The 14,451-nt window shown below is 70.2% G+C and carries 14 protein-coding genes; 1 reads left to right on the top strand and 13 read right to left on the bottom strand.

What is annotated here, in order from left to right:
* Positions 1 to 32 precede the first annotated feature (32 nt).
* From ruvA to ACGLYG10_RS11255, 12 genes are all read right to left on the bottom strand, one after another.
* A complete protein-coding gene (ruvA, locus tag ACGLYG10_RS11310; protein ID WP_073331881.1) occupies positions 33 to 656 on the bottom strand; it encodes a Holliday junction branch migration protein RuvA in 624 nt (207 codons plus the stop codon).
* Between the two features lie 57 nt (positions 657 to 713).
* Positions 714 to 1,328: a crossover junction endodeoxyribonuclease RuvC gene (ruvC, locus tag ACGLYG10_RS11305; protein WP_073332148.1), complete on the bottom strand. Its 615-nt coding sequence runs from the start codon at positions 1,326 to 1,328 to the stop codon at positions 714 to 716.
* Between the two features lie 105 nt (positions 1,329 to 1,433).
* Positions 1,434 to 2,198, bottom strand: a complete 765-nt coding sequence (locus tag ACGLYG10_RS11300) for a YebC/PmpR family DNA-binding transcriptional regulator (protein ID WP_073331878.1) — start codon at positions 2,196 to 2,198, stop codon at positions 1,434 to 1,436.
* Between the two features lie 308 nt (positions 2,199 to 2,506).
* A complete protein-coding gene (locus ACGLYG10_RS11295) occupies positions 2,507 to 3,142 on the bottom strand; it encodes an NUDIX hydrolase (protein WP_073331876.1) in 636 nt (211 codons plus the stop codon).
* Positions 3,126 to 4,328, bottom strand: a complete 1,203-nt coding sequence (locus ACGLYG10_RS11290; protein ID WP_083565869.1) for a PrsW family intramembrane metalloprotease — start codon at positions 4,326 to 4,328, stop codon at positions 3,126 to 3,128. Before ACGLYG10_RS11290 ends, ACGLYG10_RS11295 begins: the two co-directional genes overlap by 17 nt.
* The gene (locus ACGLYG10_RS11285; protein ID WP_073331871.1) at positions 4,325 to 5,020 is read right to left on the bottom strand and encodes a hypothetical protein; all 696 of its coding nucleotides are present in this window, start codon (positions 5,018 to 5,020) and stop codon (positions 4,325 to 4,327) included. The genes ACGLYG10_RS11290 and ACGLYG10_RS11285 overlap by 4 nt, the downstream gene beginning before the upstream one ends.
* A 16-nt stretch (positions 5,021 to 5,036) precedes the next feature.
* Complete coding sequence (locus ACGLYG10_RS11280; protein WP_073331869.1) at positions 5,037 to 6,218, bottom strand: glycosyltransferase family 4 protein; 1,182 nt, start codon at positions 6,216 to 6,218, stop codon at positions 5,037 to 5,039.
* Positions 6,215 to 7,219 (bottom strand): phosphatidylinositol mannoside acyltransferase, encoded by a 1,005-nt coding sequence (locus ACGLYG10_RS11275; protein WP_073331867.1) that lies wholly within the window; start codon positions 7,217 to 7,219, stop codon positions 6,215 to 6,217. The genes ACGLYG10_RS11280 and ACGLYG10_RS11275 overlap by 4 nt, the downstream gene beginning before the upstream one ends.
* Positions 7,216 to 7,854: a phosphatidylinositol phosphate synthase gene (gene pgsA, locus ACGLYG10_RS11270; RefSeq protein WP_073331864.1), complete on the bottom strand. Its 639-nt coding sequence runs from the start codon at positions 7,852 to 7,854 to the stop codon at positions 7,216 to 7,218. The genes ACGLYG10_RS11275 and pgsA overlap by 4 nt, the downstream gene beginning before the upstream one ends.
* A gap of 8 nt (positions 7,855 to 7,862) precedes the next feature.
* Complete coding sequence (locus ACGLYG10_RS11265; protein ID WP_395994444.1) at positions 7,863 to 8,567, bottom strand: HIT family protein; 705 nt, start codon at positions 8,565 to 8,567, stop codon at positions 7,863 to 7,865.
* Positions 8,560 to 10,602, bottom strand: a complete 2,043-nt coding sequence (thrS, locus tag ACGLYG10_RS11260; protein ID WP_073331862.1) for a threonine--tRNA ligase — start codon at positions 10,600 to 10,602, stop codon at positions 8,560 to 8,562. The genes ACGLYG10_RS11265 and thrS overlap by 8 nt, the downstream gene beginning before the upstream one ends.
* Positions 10,603 to 10,694: 92 nt before the next feature.
* Entirely contained in the window at positions 10,695 to 11,948 is a 1,254-nt protein-coding gene (locus tag ACGLYG10_RS11255) for a carboxylate--amine ligase (RefSeq protein WP_073331859.1), read from the bottom strand.
* Between the two features lie 124 nt (positions 11,949 to 12,072).
* Here ACGLYG10_RS11255 and ACGLYG10_RS11250 point away from each other — a divergent pair, with 124 nt between their 5' ends.
* Positions 12,073 to 13,302: a DegT/DnrJ/EryC1/StrS family aminotransferase gene (locus ACGLYG10_RS11250; RefSeq protein ID WP_073331857.1), complete on the top strand. Its 1,230-nt coding sequence runs from the start codon at positions 12,073 to 12,075 to the stop codon at positions 13,300 to 13,302.
* Between the two features lie 13 nt (positions 13,303 to 13,315).
* Here the strand turns inward: ACGLYG10_RS11250 and ACGLYG10_RS11245 are convergent, their stop codons facing one another.
* A complete protein-coding gene (locus ACGLYG10_RS11245) occupies positions 13,316 to 14,299 on the bottom strand; it encodes a GNAT family N-acetyltransferase (protein ID WP_083565885.1) in 984 nt (327 codons plus the stop codon).
* Positions 14,300 to 14,451: the final 152 nt, after the last annotated feature.

Below are 14,451 nucleotides of genomic sequence, written 5' to 3'. Positions count from 1 at the left end.
CCCCTTCCGGGACGGCACTGGCAGCGGGGTAGTCAGCCACGGGCTCCTCCTCCCAGTTGCCGCAGGGCGGCGCGCAGCAGTTCCGGCACCGGCAGCGGCGCGTCCGGCTCGGTTTCCGCGTGAGCGGCCTCGACGGCGGCGACGGCGCGGGTGGCGACGGTCTCGTTCCAGCCCAGTTGGATCAGGGCGGCGACGACGTCGGGGTTGGGTTCGCCGGCGGGTGCCGTCGGCGCGGGCTCCGGTGCCGTGCCGGTGGGCGGGCCGAGCTTGTCGGCGACGTCGATGATGATCCGCTGGGCGCCTTTGGGGCCCAGGCCCGGTACGCGCTTGAGGGCAGCCACGTCCTCGCCGGCGACGGCGCGGCGCAGCGCGTCGGGCGTGTGCACCGCCAGGATCGCCAGTGCGAGTTTGGCCCCTACACCCTTGGCCCCGAGCAGTACCTGGAAGCAGCGGCGTTCGTCGGCGTCGGCGAAGCCGTACAGGGTCAGGGCGTCCTCCCGCACGATCAGTTCGGTGTGGACGAAGCCCTCCTCGCCGACGCGTAGCCCCGCCAGGGTGGCGGGCGTGGCCTGGAAGGACATGCCGACGCCGCCGACCTCGATGGTCGCGGCGGCGAGGGAGACCTCGAGGACGGTTCCGCGCAGTGACGAGATCATGCGGCGTGGGCTCCTTGGAATGTGGGCGTCGAACACCTGTTCAGCATGGGGTCGACTCTAGCGGGTTCGGCGGCGCGGGTCGACGGCGCCGGTGCGGCGCGCCCTCGCCTGTGCGGCCGCCCACGCCTGCTGGGCGGGAGTGCGGGCGGAGGCCCGGATCGAACCGCCCGCGGAGACCATGTCCGTGCTGCCGTCGACGCCGGTGCCGCCACCGCGCCAGGCGTGGCAGATGGCCTGGGCCAGGGCGTCCGCCGCGTCGGCGGGGCGGGGCGGGGCGTCCAGGCCGAGGATGCGCCGGACCATTGCCTGCACCTGGGCCTTGCCGGCGGTGCCGGAGCCGGTCACCGCCGCCTTGGCCTCGCTGGGGGTGTGCTGGGCGACCTCCAGTCCGGCGCGGGCCCCGGCCACCATCGCCACCCCGATCACCTCGGCCACGGGAACCACCGAGCGCAGATTGTCCTGGGCGAAGACGCGTTCGACGGAGATGGCGGTGGGCGCCAGCCGGGCGATCCAGTCGTCCAGGGCGTCGGCGATGGTCAGCAGCCGCAGTTCGGGACTGGCAGAGGCCGGGGTACGCACCACCCCGACCTCCACCAGGCGGGCGCGGCGCCGCGCATCGACGTCGATGCAGCCCAGTCCACAGCGGGTCATGCCGGGGTCGATGCCCAGCACGCGCTGCTCGGCGACGGCGCCGCGACGGCGGCCGCCCCGTCCAGGGGCCCGCTCGGTGGCCAGCGGGGACGGTTCGCTCATGGCTGCGCCTGGCGGTGGCGAGGTCTAATCGTCGTCCGCGTCGAGCTGGGCGGCAACCTCGGGGGTGATGTCGACGGAGGTGTAGACGTTCTGCACGTCGTCGAGGTCCTCCAGGGCGTCGATCAGCCGCATCACCTTGCGGGCGCCGTCGAGGTCCACCGCCACGGTGGTGCCGGCGACGAACTGGGACTCGGCGGACTCGTAGTCCATGCCGGCGTCGGTGACGGCCTTGCGCACCGCCACCAGATCGCCGGGCTCGGAGATGATCTCGAAGGATTCGGCACCCTCCACAACCTCCTCGGCACCGGCGTCGAGCACGGCCATGAGGATCGTGTCCTCGTCCACGCCATCACCCTTGGCGACCTCGACCACGCCCTTGCGGGTGAAGTTGTAGGCCACCGAGCCGGGGTCCGCCAGGGAGCCGCCGGTGCGGGTGAAGGCGACGCGCACGTCCGAGGCGGCGCGGTTGCGGTTGTCGGTCAGGCACTCGACCAGGAAGGCGACGCCCTCGGGGCCGTAGCCCTCGTACATGATGGTCTGCCAGTCGGCGCCGCCGGCCTCCTCGCCGCTTCCGCGCTTGACGGCGCGGGTGATGTTGTCCGCCGGGACCGAGTTCTTCTTGGCCTTCTGGATGGCGTCGTACAGGGTCGGGTTGCCGTTGGGGTCGCCGCCGCCGGTGCGGGCGGCGACTTCAATGTTCTTGATCAGGCGGGCGAAAAGCTTGCCGCGCTTGGCGTCGATGGCGGCCTTCTTGTGCTTCGTGGTGGCCCACTTGGAGTGACCCGACATCTGTTCTCCTTGCAGTCTTCCGTTCCTCCCGGCGGCGAGGGTCGGGAGGCCGTATGCGAACATACCTACGTCAAGTCTAAGGGGTCGGTCAAAACGCGCCGGCCCTAGGTCGCGTTGTGTAAGTCGTTTGTGGTGGTGGGGCGAGTGGGTCTTGCACCGCCCCGTTGGACCGCCCACGCCCCGTTGGACCGCTGTAACCGGCGGCTACGGCGGTCCAACGGGGGAACAGGGGTCCAACGGGGGAACAGCGGTCCAACCGACAGGCTCAACAACCACACACCGCCACCCAAGCACTTACACAACCGGACCTAGTGCTCGACGACGTGGCGCACCCGGCCGTCCCAGCCGTCCAGGAGTTCACGGGCGAGTGCCGGAAGGATATGCGGGTAGACGGTCATGCCGGCAGCTACGGCGGCGTCCAGCTCGTCCAATTCCCACCAGCGCAGCGAGTCCAGCACCTGCCGCTCGGTGTCGGTCCAGCCGGAGCGGTCCACGCCGACGCTAGCCTCGAGGTGCGTCAGGTAGAACAGCTCGTCCTGGCGGCAGGTGACCTGGTTGAAAGTGAACAGCGCCCTGCGTTCCACCACCGGTCCGGTCAGGGCCGCCTCGGCCAAGGTGATGCCGGTCTCCTCCGCGAGCTCGCGACGCGCCCCACCGATGGGCGTCTCCCCCGACAGCAGGCCACCGCCCGGCGTGAATCCCCACGCATGGGTGGTGTCGCCGAAGTCATGGCCGACGACCAGCAGGATGGCGGGCCGGGGCACACGCCGCAGGGCGATCACGCGCGCCGCCTGGCGGAACGGCAGGCCGGCGGCGTTCAGGTGCCACTCGGAGGCGTCGAGCAGCTGGGTCCAGTTGGGCGGTACGCGCAGCGGGTCACGCCCGTCGGCGGCGAGGGTGGGGGCGGGCCAGGGCAGGTCGCTGGCGTCAGCGGGTGAAGACATAGCGTTGCTCGACTATAGCCGCCAGCAGGGCGGACTCCTGTACCGCAAAATCGGCGTCGGCGTGCCCGTCGATCGCCTGCTGACGCAGCTGCGCCAGGGAGGCGGCCGCCTTCAGGAACGCCTGCATGGCCCTGGCGGCTGCCGGACCGCGACTCATGGCCCAGCGGCGGGCGGCCGCCCGCCCGGCGCCGGTGGTAATCATGGTGACCTCGGCGGGCGAGAGCCAGCCCGCGCGCTGATAGTCCGCCAGCCGCTGCCGCATGGTCATGCGTTCGCTCCAGCGCAGCCACAGCACCAGGCCGATCGCGGCGATGAAGAAGGGGACTGCGACATAGAAGTACAGGGACGGTTCACTGGCCAGCACGCCGTTCCAGAAGGAGTGCATCACGATCGCGCAGGCCAGCCCCAGCGGTGTGGTCCACATCCACGCCAAGTTTGACCGCATGCGCACGCTCGCCCCGATCGCCAGCCCGGTGCAGGCGGTGAAGGTGACGTGGGCGAAGGGCGAGGCGATCCCGCGCTGGAGGAAGACGAACAGCAGCTCGTCGGAATACCGCACGAAGTACAGGATGTTCTCGGCGAAGGCGAAACCGGCGGCTACCACCGATGCGTAGACGATCCCGTCGACGGCGCCGTTGAAGGTGCGCCGCCACAGCAGGAAGATGATGAGCACGCCCAGACCCTTGGTGGATTCCTCCGCGATCGGTGCGGTAACGACCGCGGAGACGAGCTCGCCGCCGGACACCGTGCCGGTGGTGGATGACACCAGTAGGGAGGCAGAGGTGTTGATCACCATGGAGACGACGGTGGCCACGCCGGCACCCCATAGGAAGGCGGCCACCAGTACGCCGGGCGGTTCGGGCTCCCAGCGGTCGATCCAGCGGACCGTTACCAGGACGATGCCCAGCGGTACCAATGCCAGCAGGATGGGCTCCATCAGCTCGGAGGCGGCTCCGGTGGTGGAGGAGAAAATGATCCACAGCATCACCGCCAGCCCTACCGCTCCCAGGCAGGCCATGATCCAACTGACAATGGTGCCGCGGCGGCGGTGCACCATCGCCTGCGGTGTCCATGTCGGGGCGGAGGAAGGCTGTACGGGGCTGACCGCCGGGTAGCCGTTGCGTCGATACCCGGGGCGGGGTGCCCAGGCGTTGCCGGGGCCGGGGTAGGAGGACGGGGTGCTCATGATGTCACCTGCGTGTTTCCGGATGGGCTCGGCGCATCGGTGGCGTCGTCAATGTCGAAGGTACGTGGCAGGGGGGCGTGGCCTGCCAGGTGCAGCGCCCGTACGTCCAACGCCGCACGCAGGCGCCGGGCCTCGGCCACGTGCGTGTTGTGGAAACGGCGGGCCAGCACCATTCGGTAGGCGGCCTTGTCCAGCCGGTCCAGGGCGTCCTGGCCCCGCGGGTCGGCGGCGAGCGCGGCGCGCGTGGGCGCGTCGACGACGGTGCGGATCACCCGGGACAGGTCGGACTCGATACGGGCACGGCTGCGGGTGCCCTCGCCGGTCGGCTGGGCCGGGGTGTCCGTGTCCAGGCCGTCGTCGACGATCGGGCCCTCGGCGTCGAGCGCGTCGTGTGCGGCCTGCGACAGCAGCAGCGCGGAGGCGGGGTCGAGCAGACCGGAGGCCGCCAGGTCGGCGGCGGCCTGTGCCCGGTGGACCAACTGTGCCTCCAGAGTGGCTCGCGATCCCAGCACCTGCCGGTGCAGTCGGTCCACGCGCAGTGCCTTGGCATACGCCGACCAGGCGATCGCCAGAAACACCAGTGCCGCGGCGAGCACGACGACGGCGGGTCCCAGCCAGGTGGGCGGCCCACCCGGCGGGTCCGCAGGCGGGGCCGGCAGCTGCGACCCTGCAGCAATGATCGGGTTGAGCATGGCTTTACTCCTCCGGTCAGTCCTCAAGGGCGTCGCGCAGTCTGCCCACCATGGTGCGCGAGCCGGGGGCAATGGTTACGCGCGTGTGGGCCGTGGACAGGGCCATGTCGTACACATCCAGCACGGCGTCGGTGACCGCGGACCAGTCGTAGCGGCCCACCACCGCGGACGCGGCGGTGCGGCGAGTGTCGGCGGCGGCGGTGTCGGTGAGAGTGTCGATGATGGCGCGGGCCAGGTCGTCACTGTCACCGTTGTGGAACAGGGCGCCATAGGTGCCCTCGCCGAGGACGTCGGAGAACGCGGTCAGGTCGGAGGCGACCACATGGGTGCCGGCCGCCATCGCCTCCACCAACACAATGCCGAAGGACTCCCCGCCGGTCTGTGGGGCCACGTAGCAAGAGCAGGAGGCGAGCATCGCGGCCTTGTCGGCGTCGGAGACGCCGCCGAGGAACACCACCTGGTCGCCGAAGCGCTCCAGGGCGGCGCGCTCCTCCGCGGCGTCACCACGGCCGGCGATGAGGAAGCGGGCGTCCGGGATGGCGGCCAGCACCGTGGGAATGGCGCGGGCAAGTACCTGCAGGCCCTTGCGGGGCTCATCCAAACGGCCCAGGAAGGAGATGGTGGGGGCCTGCGTGGTGCCCACGAAGCGCGGATCATGCTTGGGGGCGTCCGCGAAGGGGGCGACGTACACGCCGTTGGGGATGACCACCGCGTCGCCGCCGTGGTACTGGATCAGGGTGCGGCGCGCCTCCTCGGAGACGGCGATGCGGGCGGTGAGCTTCTCCACCAGCGGCACCGCCACCGGGGACAGCAGTTCACGGGCCAGGGAGCGGTCCATGGCGGCGTGGAAGGTGCCGACCACCGGCCCGTCGGACGCCTGCAGGGCGAGCATGCCGACGCTGGGGGTGATGGGCTCGTGGATGTGCAGCAGGTCGAAATCGCCGGCGGCCAGCCAACGGTGGGCGCGGCGAGCCACCGCGGTCCCGAAATTGAGGCGGGCGATCGAACCGTTGTAGGGGATGGCGATGGAGTCGCCGGCACTGGTGACCCAGTCCGGCAGCTCCAGGTCCGACGAGGCGGGCGCCAGCACCTGCACCTCGTGTCCGCGGCGCATCAGCTCACGAGCCAAATCCATGACATGCACCTGCACGCCGCCGTGCGCGTCCAGCGAGTAGGGGCATACGATCCCGATTCTCATGCGCCGGCCTCCGGCTCGGCCTCGCCCGCCGGCTGCCTCGCGGACTCGGCGGCATGCCTGCGCGCGAGCCGCTCGGGATCGAGGTCGGCGTCGAAAACCGCCTGCAGCATGTGCCAGTCGACGGCGTGTTCCATCAGGCGGGGGGCGACGTCGGCCACCCAGGCGTGGGTGAGAGCGGTGACCCGCTCACGCCCCACCAGGCCGGCGGGCGCGTCCACCGGGCGGATGGTCAGCACGATGCCCCAGCGGGATCCGGCCCGGCGGCGGCGCTCGCCGTCCAGGCGCTCGTAGTGCAGGGAGGCGTCGTACAGGGGCACGCCGAGCCTGCCGGCCAGGGCCGCCGGCCCAGCGGCCACGCGCGCCGGGTGCCCGGCCAGGTCGGTCAGGATGCCGGAGCTGGACAGGTCGCGGTCGGCCAGTAGGGCGACCACGTAGTGCCCCTGGCCGGCGGTCTCGACCAGTCGGTCGAAGACCTTCTCTCCCCGGCCCTGGCCGATGACCTTCATGCCCAGGCCCTCGCGGAAGTCCACGAACTGTTCGAACAGGTCCGCCGGCTCGAGCTTCTCTGCGACGGTGAGTACCTGGGCGAGCTCCTGACTGGCCCAGGCGCCGGCCAGGTCCCAGTTGCCCATGTGGGGCAGGGCGATCACGATGGAGCCGTGTTTGAGGTCGGCATATGCGCGCGGGTCGATGTCGGGGCGCACGCGGGCGCCGATCTGCTCCAGGCTCATACCGGGCAGGGCGAAGGCCTCGTAGAAGTAGCGCATGTAGGAGCGCATGCCGGCGCGGGAGGTACGGCGCACCTGGCGGGCGGAGGCGCCCGGCATTATCCGCGCCAAGTTCTTCTCGAGTTGGCCGACGCCCTTCTCGCCGCCGCGCAGCCGGTGCCAGGCCCAGGCGGCGTCGGCCCCGGCGGCGGCCAGGGCGTACCCGATTGGCGCGGGCACCTTGCGCACATGCCGCCACGCCAGCCGGTACAGGTCCTCGATTCCGATGCTCATGGACGCGCCTCCGCCGCCGGTCGGGTCAGCTGCCGGTGGACGGTGGTCACCCGCTGAATGACGGTGATCAGGGAGCCGACGGCCACGAGCGCCAGGGCGGCGGTGAGCACCCATGCGGGCGTGCCCAGGCCGACGGCGAGGACGCCGACGGCGGTGATGATCAGCCGGTCGGTGCGCTCGGCGATGCCTACTGCCGCGGTGGCGCCCACGGACTCGGCGCGGGCGCGGGCGTAGGGGACGGCGGCCGCTAGCACCACGGTGGTCACGGCGACGGCGACCGTCCAGGTGCGCAGCGGCCCGGCCTGAAGGTGCACGGCGGCCCATACGGCCAGGGAGCCGAAGACGGCGCCGTCGGCCAGGCGGTCCATGGTGGAGTCCAGGAACGCGCCGAAGGGCGAGCTGGTGCCGGTCAGGCGGGCGAGGATGCCGTCGAAGGAGTCACCGATCAGCACGGCCGCCAGCAGGACGGGACCGAGGATGAAGCGCCCCTGCGGCAGGGTCAGCACCGCCACCGTGACCGTGGCTACCGTGCCGGCGACGGTGAGCATATTCGGGGTGACGCCGATCCGGGCCAGCCCCCGGGCGGGGGCGGTGAACAGGGCGCGGGTGATGCCTCTTCCGTGTTGTCCGAGCATGCGGCTCCTCAGCGTTCCGGGTCGGGACGGCCCGTGTCCAGTGCGGTGGGCGCGCTGTCCCAGGCCGCGGCGAGCTGGTCACGCTGGTCTCCCAGCAGCTGGGGCACGGGTTTGGTCTTGCCGATGATCGGCATGAAGTTGGCGTCACCGGTCCAGCGGGGCACCACGTGCTGATGCAGGTGGGCGGCGATGCCCGCGCCCGCGACCTGACCCTGGTTCATGCCCAGGTTGAAGCCATGCGGGTGGGAGACGGCGCGCACCACCTCCATGGCGCGGGCCGTGAGCACGCCGATCTCGGTGCGCTCGGCGGCGGTGGCCTCGGTCCAGTCGGAGATGTGCCGGTAGGGACAGATCAGCAGGTGGCCGGTGTTGTAGGGGTACAGGTTCATCAGCACGTAGGCGGTCTCGCCCCGGTGGACGATGAGGGCGTCCGTGTCCGACCGCCCGGGGGCGGCGCAGAAGGGACACTGGTCGGCGGAGTCGTCGGAGGGCTTGTCCTGCCCGCCGATGTAGACCATGCGGTGTGGGGTCCACAGCCTTCCGAAGGGGTCGGGGGTGTCGGCGGGCTGGAAGGGCGCCTCGATACGCACGCCGTCGACGACGGTGCCCTCCAGGCGCGTCAGCGCGGGCGCCTGCCCGGACGCGTCGGTGCCCGGGTCGGCCGCCTCCGGGAGGTACTCCTGCGCGGCTGTCTGGCCGGTCATGTCAGTCACGGGTGAGCTTCTCCCCCGCCGGCTCGTTGATGCGCTCGGCAATGACGCGGGTGATGTGCTCGATGGCCTCGTCCACGGGCACGCCGTTGGTCTGGGCGCCGTCGCGGAAGCGGAAGGAGACGGCACCGGCGTCGGCGTCATCCCCGCCGGCGATCAGCGTGAAGGGGACCTTCTCCTTGGAGGCGTTGCGGATCTTCTTGCCGAAGCGGTCGTCGGAGTGATCCACCTCCACGCGCACGCCCCGGGCCCGCAGCCTAGCGGCCACGTCGTCGACGTATGCGTCGAAGGCCTCCGCCACGGGCACCAGCCGCACCTGCACGGGAGCGAGCCAGGCGGGGAAGGCGCCGGCGTAGTGCTCGGTGAGCACGCCGATGAAGCGCTCCACGCTGCCGAGCTTGGCGGCGTGAATCATGATGGGGCGCCGGCGCGTGCCGTCGGCGGCCGTGTACTCCAGGTCGAAGCGCTCGGGCTGGTTGAAGTCGTACTGGATGGTGGACATCTGCCAGGTGCGGCCGATGGCGTCCTTGACCTGCACGGATACCTTGGGGCCGTAGAAGGCGGCTCCGCCCGGGTCGGGCACCAACTCCAGCCCGGTGGAGGTGCACACCTTCTCAAGGGTGCGGGTGGCGGCCTCCCAGTCGGCGTCCGACCCGATGAACTTGTCCTTCTTGGCGCCGTCCTCGTCGCGGGTGGACAGCTCCAGGTAGAAGTCGTCCAGGCCGAAGGCCTTCAGGATCGACAGGAAGAACTCGATCTGCCTGCGGATCTCCTCCCCGGCCTGCTCGGGGGTGCAGTAGGTGTGAGAGTCATCCTGGGTGAAGCCGCGCATGCGGGTGAGCCCGTGCACCACGCCGCTCTTCTCGTAGCGGTAGTCACGCCCCATCTCGAAGAACCGCAGCGGCAACTCACGGTAGGAGCGTCCGCGGGAGCGGAAGATCAGGTTGTGCATGGGGCAGTTCATGGCCTTGAGGTAGTACTCCTGGCCGGCCTTGGTGATGTTGCCCTCGGCGTCGCGCTCCTCGTCGGCGAGCATGGGCGGGAACATGGTGTCCGCGTAGTAGGGCAGGTGCCCGGAGGTGTGGAACAGGCCGCCCTTGGAGATCTCCGGGGTGTGGACCAGGTCGTAGCCGGCCTGGATGTGCCGGTCGATGACGTACTGCTCGATCTCGTGGCGCAGGATGCCGCCCTTGGGGTGAAACACGACCAGCCCGGGGCCGATCTCCTCGGGGAAGGAGAACAGGTCTAGTTCGGCGCCGAGCCGGCGGTGGTCACGGCGGGCGGCTTCGGCCATACGGGTCTGGTAGGCCTTCAGGTCGTCCTTGGTGGCCCAGGCCGTGCCGTAGATGCGCTGCAGAGAGTCGCCGTTCTGGTCGCCCTTCCAGTAGGCGGCCGAGGAGCGGGTCAGGGCGAAGCCGTTGCCGATGAGCTTGGTGGAGGGCAGGTGGGGACCACGGCACAGGTCCTTCCAGGCCACGGTGCCGTCGCGGCGCACATTGTCATACATGGTCAGGCCGCCCGCCCCGACCTCCACGGAGGCGGACTCGGCACCCGCCCCCTTGGTGGTGATCAGTTCCAGCTTGTAGGGCTGGTCGGCCAGTTCGGCCCGCCCCTCGGCCTCGGTGATGTCGCGCCGCCGGAAGGTCTGATTCTCCTTGACGATGCGCTTCATGCGCTTCTCGATTTCGCGCAGCAGCTCGGGGGTGACGGCGTCGATCCCGCCGAAGTCGTAGTAGAAGCCGTCGGTGATGAAGGGGCCGATGCCGAGGTTGACGTCGGGGAAGAGCTCCTGGACGGCCTGCGCCATGACGTGCGTGGCGGAGTGCCGCAGGATGTTCAGCCCATCCTCACTGTCCAACGTGATGGGCTCGACGACGGCCCCCGCCGGGAGGGCGCGGTCCAGGTCCCAGGGCTCGCCGTTCACCTTCATGGCGACCACCTCACGGGCGTCCACGAACAGGGTGGTGCCCGTGGTGCCCGCCTCGATGCTGCGGGTGGCGCCGTCGAGGACAATGTCGAAGGTGGGCTGGTTGGACACGGGGACTCCTTTTGATCAATCGATCAGCTCAGGCGGGCTGTACTGGTGCCCGCACGCACCGGATCATACCGAGTGACGCAACCGGGCCCGGATCAGAAGCCGGTGTCGGTGGGCTCGGGGTAGAAACGCCGGAACTTGCGCCACTGGTTCAGCTCTCCCGCCAGCCGGTAGGCACGGCGTCGCGCAGAGGCATCCTTGGGGTTGTTCAGCGGGTTGATGACGCGCCCCGAGCGGCGCAGTTCCCACACGCGGCGGCTCAGGGCCTTATCGCGCACGTAGCGGTCCAGGAGACGCCCGGGCACCAAGGTGTACAGGCATCCGGCCGTGAAGCGGGCCGGCGCCGTCGGCTCCCCGTCCACCACGTCCGCGACCAGTACCTCCATCGGGTTCACGCCCGCACCCACGCAATAGAAGCTGTTGCGCCCGATGCGCGGGTTGACCTCCAGGAAGAAGAACTCGCCGGTGCGCGGGTCCTGCTTGATGTCGAAGTTCGCGAAGCCCCGGTAACCGGTGGCCGTGAGGAAGCGCTCGGCGGCGGCGAACAACTCCGGCGCGTCGAAGGTGATCATGGCGCAGGGGTTGCCGAGTGTCGCCGGGGCGTGCTCCTCCAGCAGCACGCGGGCCGCGGCGCTCATTGATACCTGGCCGCGGGAGTCGACGTACGCCGTCACGGAGTACATCGCCGTGTCATCCCCGGGAACCAGTTGCTGCACCACGAAGCGGCTGCGGAAACCGGCGTCCGCCAGGGTGCGCCACAATTCCTCCAGTGCGGCCGCATCCTGGATGAAGTAAACCTTCTTGCGGCCCTCGAACTCCAGGGTCTCGTAGGTGGAGGAATCCGCCGGCTTGGCCACCAGGGGGAAAGTGAGGTCATCCGGCAGCGGCGCCGGCCTCCAGTCGGGTGCGTCGGCGCCGGATAGGTCCTGGTAGAAGGAGCGGGGCACCGGCAGATCCTGCTCCGCGGCGACGCGGGCGAATCCCTCCTTGTCGCTTACCAGGTCGATGGTCTCCAGCGACGGGATCGGCACCAGGTAGAACCGCTCCAAGCGTTCCCGGTGCTCGGCCAGGACGCGGATCCGCCAGTCGGTGTTGGCTATCAGCAGCAGCGGCACGCCGGGGTTCTCCTCGCTCAGGCGTGCGCCCAGGGCCTCCAGTTCCACAACCAGTCCCTCGGCGTCGTCGGCGCGGTCGCACTGGTGCCGGGTGACGATCGCGGAGTCCCGGATCGCCAGCGGGTCGTACTTGGTGACCAGCACGGACACCACCCCGTAGGCGTCGTTGAACTGACGTGCCAGCGCATAAGCGCCAATGTCACCACCGACGATGACCGGCTGGAACTTCTTCATAAGCATGCTCCTGAGACTGAGGGGCGGCCCTCGTGGGCCTGCTAGCGGATGGTACCGGCTGCCGACCCGTTACACTCGCCTACACCCGCCGTTACCAACCGCGGGTCGCGTGGAGGAGGTCACCATGACTAAACCCGACAGCCGTTTCCCGGAGCTGCGCGCCGAACTGGCCCGCCTGAGCGGGACCAGTGCGCAGGATTGGTATCCGGTTTTCAAGGCGCGCTACGGCATGCAGGTGGCCTTCGAGCAGATTCGTGCCGTGCACGGTGACGGGGCGGTACTCACCCAGTTGTTCACCTGCTGCACCGCAGTGGTACCAATCATGGCGGCGGGGCTCACCCCGCGCTACGCCGACATCGACGCCGACACCCTGGCGCTGGCCCCCGGCGCCGTAGACGCGGCCACCGCCCCCGACAGCGGGGGCGGCCCGGTCGTCCCGCTGCGCGGCCTGGTCATCCAGCACACCTTCGGCATTCAGGGGGGCGAGGAGGCCGGCCGGCTGGCGCAGCAGGCACGCGACCTGGGCGCCGCCGTCATGGAGGATGCAGCCCACTGCGTCACCCGACTCGCGCGTGGAGACGACGGGCAGCCGCTCGCCGACGTGTCCTTCCACTCCTTCGGCGTGCAGAAGATCCTGCCGACACACTTCGGTGGGGCGGTCTGGGTCAACCCTCAACTGGCACGCCGCGATGCCGCCCTGGACTCCGCACTGCGAGTTGCGCTGGCCTCCTTGCCGGACCTGAACCACCGCCTGGGCGCCGCCGCCCGTATGTACCGCAATCAGGCCCGGGTCCTGGCTCACCTGCCACGCGCCGTCTCGGCGCCCGCCCGCGCCGCCGCCTCCCGCACCGGCCTGTTGGAACCGCCGATCGCCACGGCCGAGGAGGCCGGTCGACTGCCCTACGCACCGATGGTTCCCTCCGGCTGGGTTGCCCGCACCGCCACCGCCGCCCTGCGCCGCCTACCCGAGGCCGACGCCGCCCGTATCCGGGTAGTCGACCGCTACCGCGAAGCCCTGCCCGGACTCGCGGGTGTCACCGTTCCCGGCGGGGTACTGCGCGGCGACCCGGCCCCCCTGCTGCGCGTCCCCTTGCTGCTTCCCAACACCGACGAGGCCGAGCGGCTCATCGCCGGCATGCGGGCCATCGGGGTTTTCGCGGAAAGGTGGGGCCGCCCGCTGCTGTATCCGGGAGTAGATGATGAGGCCGCTTTCTGCGTGCCCGCGGCCCCCGGCAGTCTGCCGGTGACGCGGGACGTCTCGGCGCGCGTGGTGGTACTGCCGACCGAGCTCGACGACGCCCACGCCGCCGACGCGGTCCGCCTGGTCCAGGAGTGGTCGCGCCATCGCGCCTGATGCCGCGCCGACGTCAGCGACCCAGCCACTTGCGCACCAAGTGACGCGTACGCCGCGCCCGCCCCAGGGCCTGGTACACCACGGGCCGGGTCGGTACGTCCCAGGCGCCATCGACCTCGGTGGGATGCTGGGCGAAACGGCGCTTGTAGCGGCCCACGCCGTACAGTTCCGGGACCCGGGTGGACTCGGCCCCCATCAGGTCCAGGCTGCGTATGCCCTCCTTGGCGAGGGTGCACGCCACCGCCCAGTCCAACGCCTCGGCGCCGCGGAAGCTGCGTGAGGCGTTGGAGGAAGCGCCGTAGTAGGTCGCCGCGTCCTTGCCTGCAACGGTTACCAGGTCCCAGCAGTGCGGAACGCCATCACGCCGCAGTACGAACAGCCGAGCATGCTGCGGCCCCAGGGTGGTGAGCATATCCCAGTAGACCTGGGAGGGATGGGGCCGGAATCCGTCGCGCTCTGCGGTGGCTATAAGCACTTGGTATACGCTCTCGAACTCCTCTCGACTCAGACCGGTCTCCTCGGCAATAGTGCAGCCCGCCTCGCGGGCCACGCGCTCGGCCCGGCGCACGCCGCGACGCCCGTCCTTGGGCATGGCCGCGCGAATGGCCTCAGGGGTGCCGGGGCGCAAGTCAATAACATAGGTGCGGTCGTAGGTTATGGAACTCATGAGCGGCAGGGTGTCTCGCGCGCAGAAGCGGGCGTGCATACGGATGAAGACGACACGCTTGTCGCGCCGCCGCACTTCGCGCACGAGCAGCTTACGCAGCTCGGCCTCGCGGGTGGGGGACTGTTCGCCGAGCCATACCGGCCCGTGCTTTGCCCATAAGAACGGCCATCTCGCCATCGAGTAGCGGTACAGGGCGATCACCGCTACCGTTTTGGAATCAACTTCGTAGGCGTAGCGACCGAACAGGGGTCTGCCTTGGCTGCGTTCGAAGTCCTCCCAGGGCTCCAACTGCTCCAGGGGCGCGGGACTGCCTCCGATCGCGATACGCATTTGGCGTGCGTCGAGGGCGATGAGACGGCCACGGGCGGGTGATGGCGTAACGGCCATAAGCACACTCCTGAGAGAAATCTGTGTTTTTCACATGTTATTGGCCGCTCTGATCGTCTGACATCCTTCGCGGGGATGATCGGCCACCCCGGCTC

Origin of the sequence: Actinomyces glycerinitolerans (genome assembly GCF_900098745.1) — a bacterium.
Lineage (GTDB): Bacteria > Actinomycetota > Actinomycetes > Actinomycetales > Actinomycetaceae > Actinomyces > Actinomyces glycerinitolerans.
Note: the sequence above shows the minus strand (reverse complement) of the source record. Positions and strands in the feature narration are given on the sequence as shown.

Excerpts from the sequence above, each read along its gene's own strand:
- ruvA (WP_073331881.1), bottom strand. The coding sequence starts at position 656 with ATGATCTCGTCACTGCGCGGAACCGTCCTCGAGGTCTCCCTCGCCGCC.
- ACGLYG10_RS11300 (WP_073331878.1), bottom strand. The coding sequence starts at position 2,198 with ATGTCGGGTCACTCCAAGTGGGCCACCACGAAGCACAAGAAGGCCGCC.
- ACGLYG10_RS11295 (WP_073331876.1), bottom strand. The coding sequence starts at position 3,142 with ATGTCTTCACCCGCTGACGCCAGCGACCTGCCCTGGCCCGCCCCCACC.
- ACGLYG10_RS11290 (WP_083565869.1), bottom strand. The coding sequence starts at position 4,328 with ATGAGCACCCCGTCCTCCTACCCCGGCCCCGGCAACGCCTGGGCACCC.
- ACGLYG10_RS11285 (WP_073331871.1), bottom strand. The coding sequence starts at position 5,020 with ATGCTCAACCCGATCATTGCTGCAGGGTCGCAGCTGCCGGCCCCGCCT.
- ACGLYG10_RS11280 (WP_073331869.1), bottom strand. The coding sequence starts at position 6,218 with ATGAGAATCGGGATCGTATGCCCCTACTCGCTGGACGCGCACGGCGGC.
- ACGLYG10_RS11275 (WP_073331867.1), bottom strand. The coding sequence starts at position 7,219 with ATGAGCATCGGAATCGAGGACCTGTACCGGCTGGCGTGGCGGCATGTG.
- pgsA (WP_073331864.1), bottom strand. The coding sequence starts at position 7,854 with ATGCTCGGACAACACGGAAGAGGCATCACCCGCGCCCTGTTCACCGCC.
- ACGLYG10_RS11255 (WP_073331859.1), bottom strand. The coding sequence starts at position 11,948 with ATGAAGAAGTTCCAGCCGGTCATCGTCGGTGGTGACATTGGCGCTTAT.
- ACGLYG10_RS11250 (WP_073331857.1), top strand. The coding sequence starts at position 12,073 with ATGACTAAACCCGACAGCCGTTTCCCGGAGCTGCGCGCCGAACTGGCC.
- ACGLYG10_RS11245 (WP_083565885.1), bottom strand. The coding sequence starts at position 14,299 with ATGCGTATCGCGATCGGAGGCAGTCCCGCGCCCCTGGAGCAGTTGGAG.